Source organism: Pseudomonas sp. P8_229, from assembly GCF_034008635.1.
Taxonomy (GTDB): domain Bacteria; phylum Pseudomonadota; class Gammaproteobacteria; order Pseudomonadales; family Pseudomonadaceae; genus Aquipseudomonas.
Genome location: NZ_CP125378.1, coordinates 3,806,332 through 3,829,635, shown reverse-complemented (window position 1 = coordinate 3,829,635; position 23,304 = coordinate 3,806,332). Strand labels below are relative to the sequence as shown.

Genomic DNA, 23,304 nt, shown 5'->3' with positions numbered 1-23,304 from the left:
GTGGTCACTCCGGCAACAGCGTGCCGGGGTTGAGGCGCCCGGCCGGATCGAAGTGTTTGCTCAGCGCCTGCAAGGTGTCCATCGCCAGCGCGCCTTTTTCGCGCAGCAGGTACGGCGCATGGTCCTTGCCGACGCCGTGCTGGTGGCTGATGGTGCCGTGGTTGTCGACAATGGTCTGGCTGGCCGCATGCTTGAGGGCCTTCCAGCGCGCCAGCGTCGCGGGATAGTCCGCCGCCGGGCGAAACACGTAGGTGGTGTAGATGCTCGAACCTTCACCGTAGACGTGGGACAGATGGGTGAACACGTGCACGCGTTCGCCTTCGGCGGCCAAGGCATCGCGCAGGCTGTTTTCGATGAGGTTGAGCAGATTGTCGACGTTGCTCCAGTCGGTGGCGGTTTCCAGGGTGTCGACCACGTAACCGGCGTTCCACAGGTTCTCGCGCAGGTAAGGGAAACGGAAGCGGTTCTGCGCCCATTTCTTGCCGAGCAAGGTGCCGGTGAACACGCCGCCGAAGGCCTTCAAATGCTGCCGGGCCTGGGTCAATGACAGCGCGTTCTGCCGACGATTGCCGGTCACGCCGAAGGTCAACAGGCACTTGCCGTCACCCGCGCCGCGCAGGCTCAGGTATTTCTCCAGCCAGGCGATTTGCTGCGGATGCCCGGCCAGCGCCAGTTGGGTTTCGGTCTCTACCGCGTTCGACAAGCGCAGCATCGACAGCGGCACCCGCGCCTGCGCCAACTGGCGGATCGCTTGCAAAGCTTTGCTCCAACTGGGCAGAAACACCCCGTAGAAACGCTCATCGGCGGGCAGCGGACTGACCCGCACTTTGACTTCGGAAATGATCCCGAAACGGCCCTCGCAGCCGAGTACCACTTCGCGCAGATCCGGCCCCGCCGCCGAGGCCGGGAAAGTCGGAATGTCCAACGGCCCGGCAAAGGTTTCCAGGGTGCCGCCAGCGAACAATTGCTCGATGCGCCCGTAGCGCAACGACTGCTGGCCACTGGAGCGACTGGCGACCCAACCGCCGAGCGTCGACAGTTCCCACGACTGCGGGAAATGCCCCAGCGTGTAACCCCGGGCGCGCAGCTGACTTTCGACCTGCGGGCCACTGGCACCGGGGCCGAACGTCGCCAATTGGCTGGCCTCGTCGAGGTCGATCAGGCGATTCATCCGCGCCAGCGACACCGTCACCACCGGCCGCGCCGAATCCGGCGGATTGATGTGCCCGGCCACCGAGGTGCCGCCGCCGTAGGGAATCAGGCACAGGTCCTGGTCATGGGAGAGCGCCAGCAATTGGCGGATCTGCTCAGCGGTTTCCGGGAAAGCCACCGCGTCGGGGTAATTGCCCAGCGCGCCTTCGCGCAGCGCCAGCCAGTCCGGCAGGCTCTGGCCGCGGGCATGCAGCAGGCGGTCATGGGCGTCGACGCTGTACAACGCGTGCTGCGTCAGCCGCGAGACCGGCAACCGCGCCAATGCTGCTTCCAGCGTGGCATCGGGCAGCGCGCGCCCGGCCCCCAGCCGTTGATGGAGAAAGCTCGCGCCCTGGGCCGGTAGTTCGACCACCGTGGTTGCATCTCCCCAGCCGTTCCAGCGTCGCATGCGTATGTCCTTCTTATGCAGTCTGATCAGTGATGTGGCAGGCCTTCATACTAGTCAGCGGCCGAAAAGTGTCACGGTCGCATCCGGCCAGTTCGAGTAGCCAATTGAGTCAAACGTCGCGCAAGTGCCAGCCATTTACTTTAGCCGGGGTTTCAAATTACCTTTCAGGCATTCATTCGCTCACGCAGGCCTTGATCAAGGGATTCGGATCATGCAATCGCTCGGCTTCACCTCGGTTCCGCCGCTGCTCAAATACGTGCGCCATGCCGAACAACTGGGCATGGCCATCGAGCCGGCGTTGGCGGCGGCCGGTTTGCAGGCGCCGCAATTGAGCGACAACACCCTACGCCTGCCGGGAGAGGTGCATGAGCGCCTGCTCGATTACTTCTGCGAACACTCGGGCGATCCGCTGTTCGGTCTCAATGCCGCGAACTTTGTGCTGCCCAATTCCTGGAGCGTGCTCGGTTACATCACCATGAACTGCGCGACCCTGGGTGAGGCCATGAGCCGGATCATGCCGTTCGAAAAGCTGGTGGGCGACATGGGCGTCAGCCGCGCCGAGGTGCAGGACGACCATGTGCACCTGATCTGGACCTGCCGCTACGAGCGCCCACGAATCCGCCGGCATCTGGTGGAAAACGTCCTCGGCTCCTGGCTGCAATATGCGCGCTGGATCGCCGACACGCAGATGTCGCCCGCCGCCGTGTGGCTGGAACACCCACGCCCGGTGGAAACCACGCAGGCGCAGTACGAACAGTTTTTCGATTGCCCCGTGCTGTTCGAGCAACCGTATTCAGCACTGATCGTGCCGCTGCCGTATCTGCAATTACCGCTGCGCCAGGCCGATGCGCAATTACTGCGCACTCTGGAAGAACATGCGATGGGTTTGATGGCGACGCTGGAGGATGCGTCGCTGGAACAGCGGGTCAAAAGCATCCTGCGTCAGTTGCTCAAGGAAGGCTTGCCGCGCAAGGAACAGGTGGCCGAGCAGCTCGCCGTGTCGGTGCGCACGTTGCAACGCCAGTTGCATCAGGCGGGGACGTCGTATCAGCAGATACTGGATGATCTGCGCCAGGAGCTGGCCGAGCATTACCTGTTGAACAGCACGCTGCCGATTCAGGACATTGCGCAGTATCTGGGGTTTACCGAGCCGAGGTCGTTTCACCGCACGTTCAAGAGCCGGCGCGGGATGCCACCGGGGGAGTTTCGGCAGATGCATCGGGGGTGATAGTGCCGGCCTCTTCGCGAGCAAGCCCGCTCCCACAGGGGATTTAAGTCGTACACAAAATCCATGTTCGCTGACGATCGAATGTGGGAGCGGGCTTGCTCGCGAAGGCGTCAGTAGCCGCACAACTTCCCACAGATAAATCGCAATGACTGGGCCGCGACTTTTTCAGCTCGATTCAGAGACTGATCGCGTTGGTAAACACCAGCCGATTACCAAACGGATCCGCAATCGTCATGTCCTGACTGCCCCACGGCATCGCCTGAATCCCCGGGTGCGAGAACTTGTAATCCTTGGCCAGCAACTGCTGCTGAAACGCCTCCAGCTCATCGGTCTCGATGCGCAACGCCGAACCCGGCGTCGCATCGCCATGATGCTCGGACAAATGCAGCACGCACTCGCCACGCGACACCTGCAGATACAACGGGCAACTGGCCTCGAAACGGTGCTGCCAATCGACCTTGAAGCCGAGGAAGTCGACGTAGAATTCCAACGCCTTGGCTTCATCGAAGATCCGCAGGATCGGGGTGGTTTTGCCGAAGCTCATGGGGTGCTCCCTGACTGATTGGCCCCACAGTGTAGACGGGGTGGATGTCAGCAATTCGGCCTGCTGGTGGCTTTCTTTAGTTGCAATATGCCATCAGTGTGACGCACTCCGCGAAACGTCAGCGAAAGTTGTCGCGCAAATCCCCCTGCCGCGCCAGAAACCGCCCTTCCCTGCGACCATTCGCCTGCCCATCGCTATAGCTCAACACGCCATTGACCCACACCCCATCAATCCCCTGCGCCGCCCGTTGCGGATCATGGAAATCCGCCACGTCACGCACGGTCGCCGGATCGAACAACACCAGATCCGCCCAGTGCCCTTCACGAATCTCGCCGCGCTCCGTCAAGCCAAAGCGCGCCGCCGACAGCCCGGTCATCTTGTGCACGGCGGTGTGCAGCGGAAACAGCCCGACATCGCGACTGAAATGTCCGAGCACCCGTGGGAAAGCGCCCCACAGGCGTGGATGCGGGAACGGGTCTTCCGGCAGTCCGTCAGAGCCGACCATCGACAATGGATGCGCGAGGATTTTTCGGACATCCGCCTCGTCCATGCCGTAGTACACCGCGCCCGCCGGTTGCAGGCGCCTGGCCGCTTCGAGCAGCGGCACGTTCCATTCGGCGGCGATGTCGATCAGGTCGCGGCCGCTGACTTGCGGGTGCGGCGTCGACCAGGTGATGGTGATGCGGTGGGCATCGGTGACTTGCTTCAGATCCAGCGTCGACGAACTCGCCGCGTAGGGATAACAATCGCAGCCCACGTGCTGGGTTTTCGCCGCTTCCTCCAGCGACGCCAACAACTGCGGACTACGCCCCCAGTTACCGACACCGGCGCATTTGAGGTGGGAAATGATCACCGGGGACTGTGAGTGACGGCCGATGCTGAACGCTTCATCCATCGCCTCCAGCACCGGTTCGAATTCACTGCGCAGATGCGTGGTGTACACCGCGCCGAATGCAGTCAGTTCTTCGGTCAGTTGCTTCACTTCGTCGGTGGAAGCATTGAACGCATTGGCGTACGCCAGGCCTGTGGATAAACCGAGCGCACCCGCTGCAAGGCTTTCACGCAATTGCTCGCGCATCGCGCCGATTTCGCCTGGCGTGGCGGTACGGAACAAGTCGTCGAGGTGATTGCTGCGCAGCGCTGTGTGGCCGACGAGTGCGGCGACGTTCAGCGTGGTGTTCGCCGCTTCGACCGCCGCGCGGTAATCGCTGAATCGCGGGTAAACGAACGCTGCCGCCGTACCCAGCAGGTTCATCGGATCCGGCGGATTGCCTTTCAAACTGACCGGCGACGCACTGATTCCGCAGTTGCCGACAATCACCGTGGTCACACCCTGGCTGAGCTTGGGCAGCATCTCTGGCTGGCGGATGACCACCGTGTCGTCGTGGGTGTGCACGTCGATGAAACCCGGCGCCAGCGCGCGCCCGGCGGCGTCGATTTCTTCCGTGGCACGGGCATCGTGCAGGTCGCCAATGCGCTCGATGCGGCCGTTGAGAATCGCCACATCGGCGCGGTAGCCGGGCGTGTTGCGGCCATCGATGACCAAGGCATCGCGAATCAGCGTGTCGTACAGCATGTCAGTCTCCCAGCGGCAAGTGATCATCGCCGCCACGGTATTCGTCGAGGGCGAGTTTGATCCGCCGCAGACGCTCTTGATTGTCTTCAGGATTGGCCAGCGCCAGCTCGGTGGCAAGCACGTCGATGGCCAGCAGCATGCCGTAGCGCGCCGCTGTCGGTTTGTAGATGAACGAAGTTTCCGCGCCTTGCAGCGGCAGGACGATGTCGGCCAGTTCGGCCAGCGGCGAGTCGGCGCGGGTGATGGCGAGGATGCGTGCGCCGTAGTTGCGCGCCAGTTCGACGGTCTCCAGCAGCTCCGGGGTGATGCCGGTCAGCGAGCAGACGATCAGCACTTGTTCGGCATTCAGGCTCGCGGCGGTGACGCGCATCATCACCGCGTCGTGACACACCGCAATCGGGTAGCCGAGGCGCACCAGCCGCACCTGCAATTCGTCGCTGCACAGGGTCGAGCAACCGCCCATGCCGAACGCATGAATCATCCGCGCCTGGCCGAGCATTTTCACCGCATCGGCGAAACGTGATTCGTCGAACCCGGCCAGATGCTGGCGCAGCGTGGTTTCGATATCGCCGACAATTTGCCCGTAAAACGCCGACTGCTCAGGTGTGCCCGCCGGATCGAGAAAACGGCTGCCGACGCCGCTGGCCTGAGCCAGTTGCAGGCGCAGATCACGCAGATCGCGGCAGCCCACCGTGCGGGCGAAACGCGACAGTGTGGCGGTGCTGACTTCCGCCCGTTGCGCGAGGTCTTCGAGGCTGGCGCTCGCGGCAAAACCGACATCGTCGAGCATCAGCCGGGCAATACGCCCTTCGCCGGCGCTGAAGGAGTCCTGACGGGCGCGGATCTGATAAAGGATGTCCATGGCGGCTGGCTCCGGTTACAACAGGTAGGAAAGGCCGACGGTCAGACCGAAAGCGACCAGCGAGATCAGCGTCTCGAGCACGGTCCAGGTCTTGAACGTCTGCGCGACCGTCATGTTGAAGTATTCCTTGATCAACCAGAAGCCACCGTCGTTGACGTGGGAAAAGATAACCGAGCCAGCGCCGGTCGCCAGCACCAACAGCTCCGGGTGTGGATAACCCAGACCAATGGCGACGGGTGCGACCACGCCGGAGGCGGTGGTCATGGCCACGGTCGCCGAGCCGGTGGCCACCCTCATCAACGCGGCGAACAGCCAGCCCATGATCAGCGGCGACAGGTGAAACTCGTGGGCCAGACCGACGATCTGATCGGTGACACCGGCATCTACAAGAATTCGGTTCAAACCGCCGCCCGCACCGACCAGCAAGGTGATGCTGGCGGTCGGCGCCAGGCATTCGTTGGTGAATTTGAGGATCGATTCACGGTTGAAACCCTGGGCGATGCCCAGCGTCCAGAAACTCAGCAAGGTCGCCAGCAACAGCGCGATCACCGAGTTGCCGATGAACAACAGGAACTGGTTGAAACCGCTGCCCGGCGTGGAAATCAGGTTGGCCCAGCCACCGATCAGCATCAGCACCACCGGCAACAGAATGGTCGCCATGGTGATGCCGAACCCCGGCAGTTTGTCACGCGGTTCGCGGTCGAGGAATTGCTTTTCCAGTGGGTTATCCGCCGGCAGTTGAATGCGCGGCACGATGAACTTGGCGTACAGCGGCCCCGCGATGATCGCCGTCGGAATGCCGATAGCAATCGCATACAGCAAGGTCTGCCCGACCGACGCCTGATAGGCCTGCACCGCGAGCATCGCCGCTGGGTGCGGCGGCACCAGCGCATGCACCACCGACAGGCCGGCGACCATCGGCAAACCGACCATCAGAATCGACACGCCCACGCGCCGCGCCACGGTGAAGGCGATCGGCACCAGCAACACAAAACCGACTTCGAAGAACAACGGCAGGCCGACCAGAAACGCAATGCACACCATCGCCCAATGCGCGTTCTTTTCGCCGAACTTCTCGATCAGCGTGCGCGCCATCTGCTCCGCACCACCGGACTCGGCCATCATCTTGCCGAGCATCGTCCCCAGCGCCACCACCAGCGCAATATGCCCCAGCGTCTTGCCCACCCCGGTCTCATACGCCCCCACCACACCCGATGGCGGCATCCCCGCCACCAGCGCCAACCCGATGGAAATCAGGGTGATGACAATGAACGGATTGAGCCGGTAACGGGCGATCAACACGATCAGCGCGATGATGGCAACGGCGGCATAAACCAGCAGCCAATAGCCGAAGGAAGGCGTCATGCGGTACTCCTCGAAAGGGTCACGTTCGAATGGGTTGTGAAACTCATAAATCATTTCGAGATCGAGTTTTCAAACGCAATGAAAGTAATTTTCGTTGAGAGGCAAGGCGTGTCGCTGATGGGTATGTCTTGTCGCGATTAATGAAAATCGCGGGGCTGGATTTTCATGGCTCTCGGACAAACACAAGTCCTGTGGGAGTGAGCTTGCTCACGAAGGGGCCGACACATTCAACATTTCTGCCAACTGATCCACCGCTTTCGCGAGCAAGCCCGCTCCCACAGGTTGATTGCATTTCTTCAGCCAGAATGCGGTTCACCTGCAGGCGAAGGCCTACAGTCTGACTGCATTGCGTCAGTCAGAATGCGGTCCACCTGTAGGCGAAGGCCTACAGTCTGATTGCATTGCGTCAGTCAGAATGCGGTCAACCTGTAGGCGAAGGCCTACAGTCTGATTGCATTGCGTCAGTCAGAATGCGGTCAACCTCTGGGAGCGGGCTTGCTCGCGAAGGGTCCGACGCATTCAACATTTCTGCCAACTGATCCACCGCTTTCGCGAGCAAGCTCGCTCCCACAGGTATTGTGGTGTTCGACGAGTTACACCATTTCGTTACGAATCCATTCCACCACCGACGTACGCTTCGGCGCCCAGCCCAGCAGTTCGCGGGCGTGTTTGCCGCGGACGCGGCTGTTGGAACCGAGGCCGTAGTTGGCCATTTCATAGCCCCATTCGGCTTCGGCGTCTTTCAGCGGCCAGTCTTGCGGCTCGCCGAGGTTCAGCGCCTGGGCCATGGCGGTGGTCATGTCGATGAACGAGGCTTCACCGCTTTCGACGAAGTAGAAGGTGCCCGGCACGTTCCTCGTCAGCGTCAGCAGGTACAGGGCGACGACGTCTTCGATGTGCACGTTGGACCAGATGTTCTGACCACTGCCGACATGGCGCACCACACCGCTCTTGCGTGCCTGTTTCAACAGTCGCGGCAATTGCACGCTGTCGCGATTGACGCCCAGGCTGTGGCCGTAGATCAGCGTGTTACAGATCACCGCCGAGTTCACCCCGTCCCGCGCTGCCGCGAGGATCAGGTTGTCGATCGCCACGCGGGCAGCTTTGTCGGCGGTCGGTTCCGGCAAGTTGTCTTCGAAGTAGATGACGTCGCTGGATTTGCCGCCCGAAGCATCGCCGACGATGCTCGAACCGCTGGTGTGCAGGAACACTTTGTCAGACCCGCGCAAGGCACCGAGCAAGGCTTGGACGGCACCGCGATGATCGCTGCTGGCGGCGTTGATCACCGCATCGGCAGCGTGGGCCTGTTCGGCCAGCAGCGTGCTGTCTTCGAGGGTGCCGATGACCGGGGTGATGCCCAGCGCTTTCAGCTCATCAGCCTGTTCGGCGCTGCGCACCAGACCGGTGACTTGATGCCCGGACTTAACCAGACCGGTAGCAATCGAGCCGCCGATAAAACCGGCGGCGCCGGTGATGAATACGTTCATGGAGAAACTCCCTGCGTGAATAAGTGATGCAGCGAGTATCAACCGGTAACCCGGGTGGAAAAACCCGCACTCGCCCAATTCACTCTTGCGCAGGGATCACGAATCAGCCTTTGAAATCGGCGCTGGCGTAGGCCGCGAGTTTGCTCTGGATGAAGTCGAGGAAGCACTGAATGCGCAGCGCCAGTTGCGAGTTACGGTAGTACACGGCGTTGATCGGCTGGCGATACCCACTATTGAACTCCGCCAGCAGCACCTTGAGACGTCCGGCGCGGATGTCGTCGATGGTCATGAAGTGCGACAGGCAGGCGATGCCCTGCCCTTCCAGCGCCAGATGGCGCACAGTCTCGCCGCTGGAGGCGCTGATCGCCGGGGTGATCGGCCAGCGGTCACCGTGCACGTAACGCAGCGGCCACTGGTTGAGGCCTTCGTTGTGGGTGAAACCGAGGAGGGTGTGTTCGCTCAGCTCCGTGACTTGCTGCGGCGCCCCGTGCTTCTCCAGATACGCCGGACTGGCGACGATCAGCAGCGGACTGCAACCCAGCGACCGCGCATGCAGCGTGGAATCGGCAAGGGTGCCGATGCGGATGGCGACGTCGGTGCTTTGTTCCAGCAGGTCGATGATCAGATCATTGCTGTTGAGTTCGAGCTGGATGTCCGGGTACAGCCCGCGGAACTCGTCGATGTACGGCACGATGGCGTGCAGCATGAAGGGTGACGCGGCGTTGATCCGCAGGCGTCCGGACGGGGTTTGCTGGCGCGACGACAGACGCTCTTCGAGGGCGTCCATCTGATCGAGAATCAGCTTGGCCTGCTCGAAGAAATACTTGCCCTCCTCGGTCAGGTCCATGCGCCGCGTGGTGCGGTTGATCAGCGTGGTGTCGAGCTTCGCTTCCAGCCGTGACAACGTGCGGCTGACCGCCGAAGGGGTCTGGCCGACCTGTTCGGCGGCGGCGGAAATCGAACCGCACTCGATCACGCAGACGAAAATCTGCAACTCATCGGATCTGGCTTTCACGGGCGTCCCTTAATTGATCGACTGCACAAATCCATTGTGGAGAGAGAACACCCCTGTGGCGAGGGGATTTATCCCCTCACCACAGTTAAAACCCTCACCAGATAAAATCACCTCAAGCCTTGAGACCAAACACCTCTTTCAGATGCTGCTCATACCGCGCCACATCGTTCTCGATGTCCGGACGCTTCATCACGTCCACACAGAGGAACGTCGGCAAACCGCTCATGCCAAGGAACTCGTTGGCCTTGTGAAACGGGAAATACACCGCGTCGACACCCTTGGCTTCGAAGAAGTCGGTCGGGTCATCGAAGGCTTGCTGTGGCGCGTTCCAGGTCAGCGACAACATGTATTGCTTGCCCTGGATCAGGCCGCCGCTGCCGTACTTCTGCGACGCATCGGAACGGGTACGGCCATCGCTGGCATAGAGACTGCCGTGGCCTTCGGTGAAGACTTCGTCGAGGTACTTTTTCACGGTCCACGGCGCGCCCATCCACCAGCCCGGCATCTGATAAATGATCACGTCGGCCCAGAGGAATTTGGCGACTTCTTCCGCGACGTCGTAGCCCTCGTCGATAGAGGTGGTTTTGACATCCACACCGCCGCGATCGAGCACGCTCAGCGCGGTTTCGTGCAGGGTGGCGTTGTAACGACCGTCGGAGTGGGCGAATTTCTTGCCGCCATTGAGCAACAACACTTTTTTCATGAGAACGCCTCGCGCAGCCATTGGGCTGGAGAAAGATGGGAACAGGAATGGCGTCAGGTTAACGATCCATCTCGCGCGGAATAAGCCGCGTCGGCGCAAAATACATTTGATCAAAAAGCACGAATCGAATGCCGATTGTTGCAATAGCATTCTCGGCCATCTGCATTTGAGGAGTTGTTTTGATGAGTGAACGCCACGGTTTCATCCTGCACGCCAAGACCCGCCCGGAGAAAGCCGAGGCTTTCGAAGCGCTGTTTCGCGCCTACGTCGAACCGAGCCGCGCCGAACCCGGCTGCATCGAGTACCACATGCTGCGCGACAAGGAAGACCCGACGCTGTTCATCTTCTACGAGATCTGGGAAAGCCAGGCGCACCTGGACGTGCACTCGAACCTGCCGCACATGCGGGAGTTTTTCGACAACCGCATGGCGTATCTGGAGCGTGATTTCGATATCCGTCGGATCGACATGCTCAGCGCGTCGTCGGCTAACCGCTGATCAGCAGATGGGCACCGAGCGCGCCCAGTCCGAGAAAAAACACCCGCTTGAACAGCACGGCGCTGATCCGCTGGCGCAACCATTGGCCGAGCCACATGCCCAGCATCGCCGGGACCAGCGCCAGCAGCGAGGCACTCAACTCGCCACCGCCCAGCGCACCGCGCCAGAACAGGCCGCCGGCCAGCGCCAGGGTCGAAACAGTGAATGACAGGCCCAGCGCCTGCACCAACTGATCACGGTTCAAGCCCAGCGCTTGCAGATACGGCACCGCCGGAATCACGAACACGCCGGTGGCCGAGGTGATGATGCCGGTGATCACCCCGCACACTGGACCGAGCCACGACTCATGCCGAGGGCGGAAGTGCAGCGTCGGCAGCAGCAACCCGCTCAACGCATAGAGCAGCAATGCCGCGCCCAGCCCGCGCACCACCCAATGCCCGCCTGCCATGCCGATCGCCAACGTGCCGACTGCGGTGCCGAGGAAAATCATCAGCAGCATCGACCACAGGCGTTTGATCAGACCTTTCAAGTGCCCGCCGAACGCCAGTTGCCAGAGGTTGGTCAGCGTTGCCGGAATGATCAGCAATGCTGCTGCCTGCGACGGTGCCATAGCCAGACCGAGCAGGCCCATGGCGACAGTGGGCAGGCCAAGGCCGATCACGCCCTTGATCAGGCCGGCCATGATGAAGGTGACCATGACCAGTAAAGACAAGGCCATACCGAGGTTTTGATAGAAGTCTGCGAGTGTGTTCATGGTGCTACTGTGCACCTGGGGTGGCGGGTTGAAAATCTGCCATATACTGAGACTGCCTCTGCCAGTGCAAGAGGCTGAATGATTCATTGAAGCGGCCGGCCTCATCGCGAGCAGGCTCACTCCTACAGGTTTGTGTTCACCACCGATCCAATGTAGGAGTGAGCCTGCTCGCGATAGGGCCAGTCCTGCCCCTACAAAATTTGAGGCTGCCCATGCACTTCGACCTCACCGACCTGCGCCTCTACCTGCACATTATCGACACCGGCAACATCACCGCCGGCGCCGCCCGCAGTCATCTTTCGCTCGCCGCCGCGAGTGCGCGGATCCGTGCCATGGAAGCCTCGCTGGGCACTGACTTCCTGCAACGCGGGCGCCGTGGCGTGACTCCGACGCCCGCCGGCAAAGCACTGGCGCAACACGCGCGAATCCTCCTGCAACAGGCCGAACGCCTGCAGCAGGATCTGGCTGACTACGCCCAGGGCGCCAAAGGTCAAGTACGCCTGTTGTGCAACACCACGGCCATCACCGAATACCTGCCGGAAGTACTGGCAGACTTTCTGCGCGACCATCCCAACCTCGACATTGATCTGCAAGAGTTGCCCAGCGCCCGCATCACCCACGCCCTGCGGCAAGGCGCGGCCGATCTGGGAATCGTGTCCGACGCGGTCGATACCCACGATTTGCAGACCGTGGTGTTTCGCGCCGATCCGCTGGTGCTGATCGTGCCGCACGGCCATCCGCTGGCCGCAAGCCTTTCGCTTACCTTCGCGCAAACCCTGGCCCATGACTACGTGGCCCTGGGCACCGACAGTGCGCTGGCGATTCATCTGGAGGAACAGGCGCTGCACGTCGGTCAGCGCATGGCGATCCGGATTCGCGCTGACGGTTTCGATGGCCTCATGCGCATGGTCGCGCGCGGGGTGGGACTGGCGATTGTGCCCCGGGTAGCGGTTGAGCGCTGGCCCTCGACAGACACGTTTACCTGCGTGCCGCTGGACGACGCCTGGGCCAACCGCACGCTGCATCTTTGTGCGCGCAATTTCGCGCAACTGCCAGCCTATGCCCAGGCCCTGCTGAATGCGTTGACGCCTTGACTCTACCGCTAGGGGCAGACTCTAAGCTGTGAGCTTCTTTTCAGGAGTACACACGATGAGCAAACGAATGCTCGTGATTCTGGGTCACCCCTCCAACGACAGTTTTTGCGGAGCATTGAGCGATACCTACGTTCAGGCGGCCAAAGACGCCGGGCATGACGTGCGTCTCATGCGCCTGGATGCGCTGGATTTCGACCCGGTCCTGCACGAGGGTTACAACAAGATTCAACCACTGGAGCCGGATCTGCTGCAGGCGCAGGCCGACATCACCTGGGCCGAGCACCTGACCTTCGTTTATCCGATCTGGTGGGGCGGAATTCCGGCCTTGATGAAGGGCTTCCTGGATCGCATCTTCCTGCCCGGATTTGCCTTCAAGTACCGCGAGGGCAAAGCCTTCCCGGACAAACTGCTCAAGGGCCGCACGGCACATTTGCTGGTGACCATGGACACGCCGTACTGGTACTACAAATGGTTCTACGGCATGCCGGGACTGCACCAGGTACGCAAGACCACGTTGGAGTTCTGTGGCATCAAGCCCATCAAGACCCTGACGTTCGGTCCCATGATCGGGTCCAAACCCGACCAGCGCGACAACTGGCTGGAGAAGGCCCGGGCCAGCGCCGCGTTCTGATCCAGCCGCACCTGTTCACCTGACGGCGCAGCCGACGCCGTCAGTCCCTCCACGGGCTCTCACCGAGCCCGTCCGTCAGCTGTGCGCGTCATTTACGCAGAGTTGCAACCTACCGATGCTATTCACCCTATAATCGCCCGCCGATCAGGCCTCAAACCTGGTCCCGCTACGCCCTGTTTGATCATCGAGACGGATCTTTATGTATATCGGCAAAGCCGCCCAGCTGTCGGGCACCACAGTCAAAAGCATTCGCCATTACGAGGAAATCGGCCTGCTGCCGCAGCCCAAGCGTGAAGGCAAATACCGTATCTACAGCCAGGAGAGCGTCGAAGTGCTGACGTTCATCAAATGCGCCCAGCAATTGGGCTTCAAGCTCAAGGAGCTGCAGGTGATCCTGAACAACTACCGCGGCGACGAATTCCCGTGGGACATGGCCGAGCATGCCATCGCCCAGAAAAAAGCCGAACTGGTGGCCCAGATCGGCGATTTGCAGCAGTTGTACGATGGTCTTGAAGCGTTCGAAAACAATCTGCACGAAGCTCGACAGGAATGTCAGTTCGAGCGCATCGCCCGGCAGGGGGAAAAAAACCCGGGCGCTACGCTGAACTGAAAACCCTGTTGCGGCGCATGACAGGGTTCGCCTGTCGTATCAGGGCCAGCGGCCCCGGCGTATCAGCGCTCAGCCCGCCACTGTCTCGCCGACCACAGGTTGCCCTTGAGCAGGTCGGGCAACCGGCGCAATCGCCGCAAAGAACCACGGCGACACCAGCGTCACCAGGACAATGGTCATGACGCCGCTGGAAAACAGTGCCATCGCCACCAGCGCCCCCAGGTCGACAATCGGCTTGAAGTCGGAAAACAGCAGCGCCATGAAGCCCACGGAGAAGATCACCACGTTGATCACCGTCGAGCGGCCAACGCTGTGCATGGCCTGCAGGATGGCCGCATCGATTTCGATGCCCTGCTGCACCAGCAACTTGATGCGCGACAGCAGGTGCACCGCGTAATCGACCACGCCCACCACCAGGAACGTCACCAGCGTCGTGCCGATGTTCAGTTCGATGTTGAACAGGAACATGAAGCCGTAGACCGTTACCGAGGTGGTCAGCAAGGTCAACATGCCGAGGATGCCGAGCCGTACCGACTTCAGCCAGTACATCATCATCAGCGTGACGACCAGCAACGCCAGGGAAAAGCTCAGGACCTGGCCCTGGGTAATCTCCTGCAGTACGCCGGTCCAGATCAACGGCGTGCCGGCGTGCGTCACCTCCAGGTTGGCCGGTTTGTTCACCAGCAGCCAGGCGTCGAGGCGATCGAGCATGCCCTGATAATCACTGGCGACCGACGAGGTCATGGTGTACAGCGTCAAGGCCTTGGAGAAGTCGGCGTTGAGCACATTGTTCAGGTCCGAGCCACCACCGTTTTCGAACAGCATCACGTGCTGCTCGATCAGCGAATTGCCCGGCACTTCAAAACGCTCGACCTGCCCGTCGTCATTGACTGAGGTCACCTTTTCCATGGCGTTGGGCACGCGCAGGTAATCAGGGTTCATGTCGTTGAGCACCAGGTTCATGCGCTTGACGTAGGTGGCCAGCGAGTAGCCGTAACTGACGTTCGGTTGTTGCTTGATGAAGTGGTCGAGCTTGTCGATGAACTGCACCACTTCGGTGGTCAGCACTCCGCGCGGTTCCTTGCTGTCAATCGCGATCCAGCCCGGCGCCGTGCCCGCGACCTTGGCGTGGTTGATGAACTGGTCCGACACGCGGATATGACTTTGCGGCTTGAAGTAGGCGATGCCCGAGTCTTCGATATCGACGCGGAAGGTGAACACCGTGGCCAGCGCCAGCAACGGCAGCATGACCATGAGAATCGGTTTGCGAAAGCGGATCATCCAGGCGCAGAACGCCACCAGATAACGCGAGATGATCGATTCCTTGTGGGCCTCGACCTTGGCTTGCGGCGCCTGATCCTTGCCCCAGATGGAAATCCACGCCGGAATCAGCAGCAGCGAAATGATCAGCGCCGCCGTCAGGCCGATGGACATGAACACGCCGAAGTTGCGGATGCTGACGATGTTGTTGGTAGTGGAAATCATGAACGTGGCGATGGTCGTCACCGTCGTCAACACCACCGGGACCACCATCAGGCGCTGGGTTTCGCGGTTGGCCTCGCGGTTGCTCTTGCCGGCGCTTTTCTGCTCGTAGTATTCGGCCATCACATGGATGGCGTCCGAGCAGCAGATGGTGAACAGAAACACCGGCAATACGCTGGTCAACAGATCGAACGGCACCCGCAACAGCGCCATCAGGCCCAGAGTCCAGATGGTGCAGAACAGGATATTGAACAGCGGCAACAGCACGCCCAGCGGCTTGCGGAAGAAGAACATCAGCAGCAGGGTGATCAGCAGAAACACGATCGGAAACAGCACCGCCAGGTCATGGTCGATGATTTCCTGCTGGGCCGCGATGAAGATCGGCATGCCGGCAATGAAGATCTCGTCCTTGTACTCGGGATGCTCGGCCTGATACTGCGCAACGATGCCGCGCACGATCTGATAGGCACGCAGTTGCGCCTGGGCGTCGTCCTGTTTGGTGCCGAGTTCGGCCACCAGCATCGCGACTTTCTTGTCCTTCGACACTACCCCGTCGACCATCAGCTCGTTGCCCATGATCTGCGACTCGACCACCGCCGGGTCCATGTCGTAGGCGTTGAGGGTCTTGTGGATCAACAACTCGCCGTCGTCGGTCAGAACGATGTTTTCCAGATCCCCCATCGAGGCCATTTCGCGGATCGGGTTGATCCGCTCGGCGAGGAAGGTCAGGAACAGCTGATCGTGCGAGTCCCAGTTCTGGCTCTGTGCATGGTCACGCAAGGCCTTGGCCTGGGCGTAGTCGTTCTGGGAAAAACCATCCTCGAGAATGTCCCGGGTCAAGAGCTGCGCGCGGCTGTCATTCGGGTACTTGCCGACGATTTGCGCCAGTTGCTCCTTGTCGGCATCGTTGGCCAGAATCATCTTGCGCACCGACTGCGACATCGAAAACAGCGCATTGAGCGTCTGCTTGTTGAAGACCGTCTGCGGGTTGTTCAGCGCCACCATCACCGAGTCGAACGTACCGGTGAATTCACCCTGCAAATCTATGATGGTCTTGCGCGCCGGATGGCTTTCCTTGAGCAGATAAGGGTTGGTGTCCGAAACCAGCGCGCCCAGCGTATAGGTGAAATACGCGGTAATCGCCACCAGCAGGAAAACAATCGCCCGCGCATAACGCTCGACGAAATTCAGATATCTTTCCATGATCATGTGTTCCAGGGTCGTCGGGAGCGGCGCTTAGCGGGCAGACACGGAAAATTCCGGCAGGTCACCGGTTTTCAGGCCGCGCTTGATCGCGGTCTGGGTAAACAGGCGGTCTTCCAGCGGGACGTTGTACTGCAATTGGTTGAAGCGCATTTCCGAGCGGGTGCCATCGATGAAGTGCTCGGTTTCGCTGAGCACGACGCTGTCGATCGCGTCGATGGTTTCGACCTTCTGCGTACGCATCTGCTTGATCAGCACGCCTTTGACGTCGAAGAAGTCCTGGCGCATGACCAGGAAGTTCTGCTTGTCGATCCACACCTTGAGTTTGTTGTAACCGGTCTTGGCCAGTACTTCAGGGGACGCCGGTTCACGCTCGATCACGTAGCAATCGCGGCCCTTGATCTGCTCCTCGCCGACGAGTTTCTGCGAGTAATCCTTGACCCGGATCTTGTCCAGGTCGGCATAGGAATACTCGCTGCCCATGAACGAACCGCGCTTGTCGGTGGTGGAGATCCGACGGGTCTGGCGGCTGACCGGCAGGTACATCCACTGGCTGTCTTCCAGGCCCAGGGCTTCGTGGGGGTTTTCGATGTGGAACGCAACATCGCGCACGTCGGTTGGCGCGGAGAAATACATGCTGAATTTGTCGCTGTCCGGGTAGTCCTTCTGCAGGTAGGTGAACTCACGAACTCGGGTATTGCCCTTCTTGTCGTGGAGAATCAGCGACACCTGGGACATGAAGCTTTTACCGTCATTGCGGTCGCGCACCTGGCGAACGATTTCATCGGCATTGCTGCCATCGGCAGCGCTGGCGCAGACGCCAGTGAGGATCAACGCGGTGGCGGTCAGGCTTTTCAAAAGTGGCAACATCGCAATTCCCTTTTCGTCGGATAAGTACATTGATTGGCGCCTGCGCCACCGGCGGCAGGCAGGCGTCACGGGTTAAAACAGATAGCCGGCCGACAGCCGCACTTGATCGCGCTTGCTGTACTCGCCGAAGGCCCTGTCGGGCTTGCCGAAGAACACGTCCACTTCCAGCCCCAGCTTGATGTAGTCCACCGGTTTGTAGGTGAAGATGCCCTGCAACAACGCGTTGTCCTTGAGCGGCGGCGAGGCGGCCGCCACCAGTCGGCTCTTGAGACGATCCTGTAGATGGGTGCCCTCGGCCGACAGGGTGAACAGCGGCTCGCGCTTGTCCTGCAACATGCCGTCCTGCCAGTCGAGCAACACCTGCTCCTGCCATTGCGCGGAGATCAGCCAGTCACGCCACAGGTAGTCGACCCCCAGCAGCGATTTGACCATCGAGGTGCTGTCGGCCCCGTAGGCGCGGGTCGGATTGGTCACGCGCCAGTTGTCGAACCAGGCGACTTCGCTACGCACCACGATGCTGTGCCCGGCATCGATCGCCAGCCCGGCACCGCCCATGGTGTAACGCGCAAACTGCCGCTCAAGGCGCGTACGACCGTCATCGGCCACGCCTTCGACGGCGTACACCGGGTCCTGCTGGCGCGCGCTCAGCGCGACGAAACTGGTATCCACCGCACCGATCCGGCCGTTGGCACTCAAGCCGTAGCCATAGCCCTTGTCGCCGTCATAACCGGGTTTGGAGTCGAGCAGGAAATACTCGGGATCCGGTGCCGCAAACAGCGGCGCGGCGAACTCGCTGCCCGCCACCGGCGGCTGGTTCTTGACGAAATCGGTGATCCACAGCGCCTCCAGCTCCCACTCGCCCAAGGGCTGCGCCACGCGCACCATCGGCACGGCGATGCGGCTGTCTTCGAGCAGCGGGGTCAAGCCATCGCGGTAGTCCAGCGGGTTGATCTGATCCAGCACGCGCAACTCGTCCGCACGCCCCCAGACCACCTGTTGCCAGCCGACCGTCACTTCACCGTCGCCCAGCGAATGGCCGACATACAGATGCCGCCAATCGGCGTCGAAGCGGTACTTTTCCCGGGCCCGCTCGCTGTACGGATTGTTGCCGTCGTAGCGCGCGTCATAGCGCACCCGGCCCTTGGCCTTGTAATAGCCGCCGTCCCAGTTGTCCTCCAGATTGGCTTTGAAATACATGGCCTTCTGCGTGACCTGATCGTCACCGTGCAGGCGCAGAGCCGTGGCCACGCCGATTTCGGCGTCGGCGTAATCGGGCTTGAGGTCGTCGACTTCCAGGGCCGCGAGGGCCGCCGGAGCAGCCATGCACGCCCACACCGTCCACGCGATGCGGTTGATAGATCCTGGCATCGCTTACATTCCCAACCCGACGCCGCCATCGATCACCAGGCTCTGGGCCGTGACCCCTCCCGCTTCAGGACTGGCCAGGTAACGCACCATCGCGGCCACTTCTTCGCTCTGGATGAAGCGGCGCATCGGCAGTTTTTTCTTCGCGTTGCGCACGATCTGTTCCTGGGTCAAACCGGCAATCGCCGCTTGCGTCGCCAGTTCGCCCTGCAGCATCGGGGTATCGATCCACGCCGGCAGAATCGCATTGACCGTGATCTGCCGCGAGGCCAGGTCCAGCGCCAGGGCCTTGGTCATGCCGACGATGCCGTGTTTGGAAGCGCAGTACGCGGTATTGCGCACCTTGCCGGCACGCCCGAGGATCGAGGACATGTTGATGATCCGTCCGCGATCCGGAATCAGCGCCAGGCACAACGAGGTGACGTAGAACGTACCGTTGAGGTTGACCGAAATCACCTTGTGCCAGTTATGCAGATCCTCAGGCTCGTTTTCGTTGCAGATGCCGGCGCTGTTGACCAACACGTCGACCTGCCGGACCTGGGTGCCGAGCTGCTTGAAGAACGCTTCCATGGCCGGCAGGTCGGCGATGTTCGCCGCGTGGGTCTCGACCCGCGCCTTGATCCGCTCCTGCTGCTCATCGACCCAGCCCTGCAGCTGTGGCAAGTCGAGGTCCAGCAGGATCAGGTGATTGTCGCCATTGGCCGCGAAGTCCTCGGCCACCGCGCGGCCGATGCCCTTGGCCGCACCGGTAATCAGAATGGTGCGGCTCATGGCATTTTCAACCCGCCGTTCACCGGCAGGACCTCCCCGGTCAGGTACAGGCCCCGGTCGGCGAGGTACAACACCGCTTCGGCAATCTCCTCCGGTTCGGCGTAACGCTTGATCAGCAGCCGCGACTGGATTTGCTCCTCCTGGCTACCGATCAGCGCCGTGCTCATCTCGGTCTTGACGATGCCCGGGGCCACCGCGTTGACCCGAATGTTGCGCGGCGCCAGCTCGACCGCCAGCGCGCGGGTCATGGCCTCGACCCCGCCCTTGGCCGCGGCGTAGTTGCTCTGGCCCTTGCCGGGCTTTTGCGCGGCGACCGAACTGATATTGACGATGCAACCACTGCGCTGGCGCAACATGCCCGGCAGCACTTGCTGACAGCAGAGCAAGGTGCCGACCAGATTGGTCTGGATCACGTCGACGATGTCACGCACGGGCATCGTCGCCAGCAAGCCGTCACGGGTAATGCCGGCGTTGTTGACCAGCAGATCGACACGCTGGAAATGCGCCTCGACCCGCCCGAAGAATGACTGGATGCTGTCGCCGCTGCTGATATCGCATTGCAGCGCCAGGCAATCCACACCCGACGCCTGCACCTCATCGCGCAAGGCCATCGCGGCCACTTCATCACGCACATAACTGAACGCGACGTGATAACCGGCACCCGCCAGCGCCAGGACAATCGCCCGGCCGATGCCACGGCTGCCGCCGGTCACTACTGCTACTTTGTTCGGCATGACCGTTCCTTACAGCGAGTTGTCGGTTTTGAACTGGGCGAGGCTGAAGCCATGGGTCGCGGCCAGCGCACGGATCTGCTGCACTTGCTCGCGGCTGATGTCGCCGTAGGAGTAGTGCTGTTTCATTCCGGACAAGCCCATCAACACCGACTCCGCCATGCAGGCATACAGTTGCCCTTGCTTGAGGTAGGCGCGCACGTTGTGGGCCAGGCCGTCGCCCATCGGCGTCTGGACAATCCCGCCGTGCATGTACAGCACGTCGGAACGCTGGCTCGCGAGGTTCTGGTCGACGTTCAGCGGTACCGCGATGTCGCAGATCACGCTGTTCTCGGCAAAGTGCTCGGCGCCGAGAAACGCCTGTGGTGCATTCGCCGCGCAGAGCACGATGCGCGCCTGTTTCAGGACACTCAGGTCATTGCTGACGGTGATGAAGGCGTTGGCCCCCAGTTGCTCGTCGACCAGTTGCGCCACGCGCTGACCGAGGTCGGCACTGTTGCCATGGGCTTGCAACAAGGCATCGATACCCCGCAGTTGCTGCAGGCGAGTGGCGAGGCGATCGTGCTCGACGACACCCTTGAGAATCGCGCGGGCGGCTTCGGCGTAAATCTGCTGCGCGGTTTTCTCCAGGCGCCGCAGCGAGCCGTCGCGACCACTGCCGATCAGGATCAGGTGTTCAACGCTGGTGGACAGCAGCGAGGCGTAGGTCGAGGCAATGTTGCCAGCGGCACCGACCACGGCGGCGGTCTGCTGGCCCAGCTCCAGGCCTTGCTGTTTACAGCCCTGCTCGATCGCTTCCAGGCCCATGCCGATGGTCAGCGCATTGCCCGAAGTCAGTGCCATGTCAGGAATTTTCAGGGCCTGGCAGTTGTTGGTGACGATCGAGGTGTACATGCCCAGCCCGGCCACGCTGTAGCCATCGGCGCGCGCGTCCTTGATGCGATTGCCGACTTCCTCGCGGATGGTGTCCAGATCGCCGTTGGCGATGTAGGCCGCCATCGCATCGGAATCCATGCACAGCGGGTACAGGGTGAACTCCACGGCAGTACCGAGTTTCGAGCGGATCTGCACCGGGCCGATCGGCGCAGCGCGGCGCTCCGGCGCCATGCGCTTGATGAACTCGCGCTTCTGCTCGGCGCTGAGGCTCGACAGCGAAGGGTCGACGTCGCTGAGCATGTCCGCATCAATCAGGTGGTTGATGAACGCCACGCGGGCTACCACGCGCACGTTCTCGTCAGGCTTTGGGAGGCTTTCGGTCTCCTTGAAGCTGACGTCGCGCGCCGGCACCTGGGCGATGCTGTCGGCACATACGCCGGCCGCCAGCGGGAACGCATCGCGACGACGCAGCATGTCGCAGACTTTTTGCAGCGAAGCGATCAGGCCATCGATTTCCTCGAAGGTGATGCACACCGGAGGCTCCAGACGAATCACATTGGCGTTGCTGCCCGACGGCGCAACGCGCAGCGACTCGAACTGCAACAGGTAGCCGGCAATGATGTAGCCCAGCGCATCGTTGTATTGCGCCGACGCCTGAACCAGCGAGTTGGTGCCGGTCAGATCGTGCAGTTCGAAACCCAGCAGCAGACCGCGCCCACGCACATCGGCGATCACGTCCGGATAAGCCGACTTGAGTTCCAGCAGCGACGCCTTGAGGTATTCGCCCTTCTTGTTCACGTCCTTGAGCATGGCGCTGTCGTTCTCGAACAGCCGACGCAGGGCGGCCAGCGCGATATGGCAGGAGGCATCGTCTTCAGCGAAGGTCGAGCTGTGGATGTAGCTGAAATCATTTTCGTAATGGCTGGCGCGAATCACCGTGGCAGCGATTTTCATCAAGCCGCCACCCAGCGCTTTGGACAGGCAGTAGTAGTCGCCCTGCAGGTTGAAATGGCTGGCGCCGAGCAAGGTGCCGGTGCGCCCGAAACCCGACTGCACTTCGTCGATGACCAGCGGGCATTGCTGCTCGTTGCACAGGCGACGCAGGCCCAGGTAGAACTCTTTGGCAAACTCGTTGATCCCGCCCTCGCCCTGGATCGGCTCCAGCAGCACCGCGGTAATTGCACTGAACGCTTCACGGCGCACGCGCAGGGTTTCACCGCTCCATTCCAGGCTCAGCCAGTGGTGCTGGTGGCGGGCCGGCAGGTCTTGAAGCTGTTGTGGTTGATGCGGGTCGATGAACTCGACATTCAGTCCGAACCGGGCAAATGGCTTGCGGTATTGCTTGCCGTAAGTCAGCTGCACGGTGTTCACCAGCTTGCCGTGGAAGCTGCCGCGTACGGCGAGGAATACCGGCTCGACGTGCAGCAGCGCCAGGTTGTGCTGACGCACCGCCTCGGCCACCTGGCGCACGGTCACGCAAGACAGGTTCGGCGGCAGCAGGCCGGCCGGCAGGTCGAGATCATCGATCTCCAGTTCGACATAAGCCTTGTCGCTGGCCACCAGATTGGCCAGTTCGAAATCGCGCTCGTCGAACTGCTTCTGCAGGTTTTTCTGGCGACGGTACTCGGCATGCTTGACGGCGATTTCCACCGACTCGGCGCCGCTGTTGGAGAACGTGGAAATGTAGCGTTCGGTGTTATTCAACTCACGGTTGAACGCTTCACTGAGCTCGCGCCCCAACTGCCCCGCTGCCCCCCGCACCGACATTTGCGCGTTGAACGGCACGTCTGCGCGCAACAGCCCACAGAGTTGATCGACGAACTGCGGATCGTTGTGACCGTACAGCGCGGCACCGTAGCCACCGAGAAAGTCGGTGACGGTCACTTCGTCACCCTGCTTGTCGCGGTAAAACAGTTTGCTGCCCAGCGCTCGATGGAACTGGCATTCCAGGCCCAGAGCCTGCATCAGTTCAACGAATTTCGGCCGAACGTAATCGCGATAATCCATGACAGTCATATCCCTTGAGTTAAAAAATCAGAA

At 61.3% G+C, this 23,304-nt stretch carries 20 protein-coding genes; 5 read left to right on the top strand and 15 right to left on the bottom strand.

What is annotated here, in order from left to right:
* Positions 1 to 4: 4 nt before the first annotated feature.
* On the bottom strand, positions 5 to 1,600 hold the full coding sequence (locus QMK55_RS17220) for an FAD-binding oxidoreductase (RefSeq protein ID WP_320329625.1): 1,596 nt from the start codon (positions 1,598 to 1,600) through the stop codon (positions 5 to 7).
* 211 nt (positions 1,601 to 1,811) lie between these two features.
* Between QMK55_RS17220 and QMK55_RS17215 the strand changes: the two genes are divergently transcribed.
* Positions 1,812 to 2,828 (top strand): AraC family transcriptional regulator, encoded by a 1,017-nt coding sequence (locus tag QMK55_RS17215; protein WP_320329624.1) that lies wholly within the window; start codon positions 1,812 to 1,814, stop codon positions 2,826 to 2,828.
* 175 nt (positions 2,829 to 3,003) lie between these two features.
* Here QMK55_RS17215 and QMK55_RS17210 read toward each other — a convergent pair whose 3' ends face one another.
* From QMK55_RS17210 to QMK55_RS17180, 7 genes are all read right to left on the bottom strand, one after another.
* Positions 3,004 to 3,372, bottom strand: coding sequence for a glyoxalase superfamily protein (locus QMK55_RS17210; protein WP_102358781.1), 369 nt, complete (start codon positions 3,370 to 3,372; stop codon positions 3,004 to 3,006).
* Between the two features lie 118 nt (positions 3,373 to 3,490).
* Positions 3,491 to 4,948 (bottom strand): D-aminoacylase, encoded by a 1,458-nt coding sequence (locus QMK55_RS17205; protein WP_320329623.1) that lies wholly within the window; start codon positions 4,946 to 4,948, stop codon positions 3,491 to 3,493.
* Position 4,949: 1 nt separating this feature from the next.
* Positions 4,950 to 5,810: a MurR/RpiR family transcriptional regulator gene (locus QMK55_RS17200; protein ID WP_093442302.1), complete on the bottom strand. Its 861-nt coding sequence runs from the start codon at positions 5,808 to 5,810 to the stop codon at positions 4,950 to 4,952.
* A gap of 15 nt (positions 5,811 to 5,825) precedes the next feature.
* Positions 5,826 to 7,175 (bottom strand): GntP family permease, encoded by a 1,350-nt coding sequence (locus QMK55_RS17195; RefSeq protein WP_102358784.1) that lies wholly within the window; start codon positions 7,173 to 7,175, stop codon positions 5,826 to 5,828.
* Positions 7,176 to 7,768: 593 nt separating this feature from the next.
* Positions 7,769 to 8,662, bottom strand: coding sequence for an NAD-dependent epimerase/dehydratase family protein (locus QMK55_RS17190; RefSeq protein WP_320329622.1), 894 nt, complete (start codon positions 8,660 to 8,662; stop codon positions 7,769 to 7,771).
* 103 nt (positions 8,663 to 8,765) lie between these two features.
* Positions 8,766 to 9,677 (bottom strand): LysR family transcriptional regulator, encoded by a 912-nt coding sequence (locus QMK55_RS17185; protein WP_320329621.1) that lies wholly within the window; start codon positions 9,675 to 9,677, stop codon positions 8,766 to 8,768.
* A 112-nt stretch (positions 9,678 to 9,789) separates the two neighbouring features.
* Positions 9,790 to 10,380 (bottom strand): NAD(P)H-dependent oxidoreductase, encoded by a 591-nt coding sequence (locus QMK55_RS17180; RefSeq protein ID WP_102358069.1) that lies wholly within the window; start codon positions 10,378 to 10,380, stop codon positions 9,790 to 9,792.
* Positions 10,381 to 10,562: 182 nt separating this feature from the next.
* Here QMK55_RS17180 and QMK55_RS17175 point away from each other — a divergent pair, with 182 nt between their 5' ends.
* Entirely contained in the window at positions 10,563 to 10,877 is a 315-nt protein-coding gene (locus QMK55_RS17175) for a putative quinol monooxygenase (protein WP_102358067.1), read from the top strand.
* Here the strand turns inward: QMK55_RS17175 and QMK55_RS17170 are convergent.
* Positions 10,867 to 11,631, bottom strand: coding sequence for a sulfite exporter TauE/SafE family protein (locus QMK55_RS17170; protein ID WP_102358066.1), 765 nt, complete (start codon positions 11,629 to 11,631; stop codon positions 10,867 to 10,869). The genes QMK55_RS17175 and QMK55_RS17170 overlap by 11 nt on opposite strands.
* Positions 11,632 to 11,843: 212 nt before the next feature.
* Here QMK55_RS17170 and QMK55_RS17165 point away from each other — a divergent pair, with 212 nt between their 5' ends.
* The 3 genes from QMK55_RS17165 (at position 11,844) to QMK55_RS17155 (ending at position 13,966) form a co-directional block, all read left to right on the top strand.
* Entirely contained in the window at positions 11,844 to 12,725 is an 882-nt protein-coding gene (locus tag QMK55_RS17165) for a LysR substrate-binding domain-containing protein (RefSeq protein ID WP_320329620.1), read from the top strand.
* A 55-nt stretch (positions 12,726 to 12,780) separates the two neighbouring features.
* A complete protein-coding gene (locus tag QMK55_RS17160) occupies positions 12,781 to 13,356 on the top strand; it encodes an NAD(P)H-dependent oxidoreductase (protein ID WP_102358063.1) in 576 nt (191 codons plus the stop codon).
* A 199-nt stretch (positions 13,357 to 13,555) separates the two neighbouring features.
* Entirely contained in the window at positions 13,556 to 13,966 is a 411-nt protein-coding gene (locus QMK55_RS17155; RefSeq protein WP_102358061.1) for a MerR family transcriptional regulator, read from the top strand.
* Between the two features lie 69 nt (positions 13,967 to 14,035).
* Here QMK55_RS17155 and QMK55_RS17150 read toward each other — a convergent pair whose 3' ends face one another.
* The 6 genes from QMK55_RS17150 to QMK55_RS17125 form a co-directional block, all read right to left on the bottom strand.
* The gene (locus QMK55_RS17150) at positions 14,036 to 16,651 is read right to left on the bottom strand and encodes an efflux RND transporter permease subunit (protein ID WP_102358073.1); all 2,616 of its coding nucleotides are present in this window, start codon (positions 16,649 to 16,651) and stop codon (positions 14,036 to 14,038) included.
* Between the two features lie 33 nt (positions 16,652 to 16,684).
* Complete coding sequence (locus QMK55_RS17145) at positions 16,685 to 17,521, bottom strand: outer membrane lipoprotein-sorting protein (protein WP_102358060.1); 837 nt, start codon at positions 17,519 to 17,521, stop codon at positions 16,685 to 16,687.
* Between the two features lie 72 nt (positions 17,522 to 17,593).
* Complete coding sequence (locus tag QMK55_RS17140) at positions 17,594 to 18,844, bottom strand: DUF1302 family protein (protein WP_256588244.1); 1,251 nt, start codon at positions 18,842 to 18,844, stop codon at positions 17,594 to 17,596.
* A gap of 48 nt (positions 18,845 to 18,892) precedes the next feature.
* Positions 18,893 to 19,657, bottom strand: coding sequence for an SDR family NAD(P)-dependent oxidoreductase (locus QMK55_RS17135; protein ID WP_102358057.1), 765 nt, complete (start codon positions 19,655 to 19,657; stop codon positions 18,893 to 18,895).
* Positions 19,654 to 20,391 carry a 3-oxoacyl-ACP reductase family protein gene (locus QMK55_RS17130; RefSeq protein WP_102358055.1) on the bottom strand — a complete coding sequence of 246 codons (738 nt, stop codon included), beginning with the start codon at positions 20,389 to 20,391 and terminating at the stop codon, positions 19,654 to 19,656. The genes QMK55_RS17135 and QMK55_RS17130 overlap by 4 nt, the downstream gene beginning before the upstream one ends.
* A 9-nt stretch (positions 20,392 to 20,400) precedes the next feature.
* A complete protein-coding gene (locus QMK55_RS17125; protein ID WP_102358054.1) occupies positions 20,401 to 23,271 on the bottom strand; it encodes an aminotransferase class III-fold pyridoxal phosphate-dependent enzyme in 2,871 nt (956 codons plus the stop codon).
* Positions 23,272 to 23,304 lie beyond the last annotated feature (33 nt).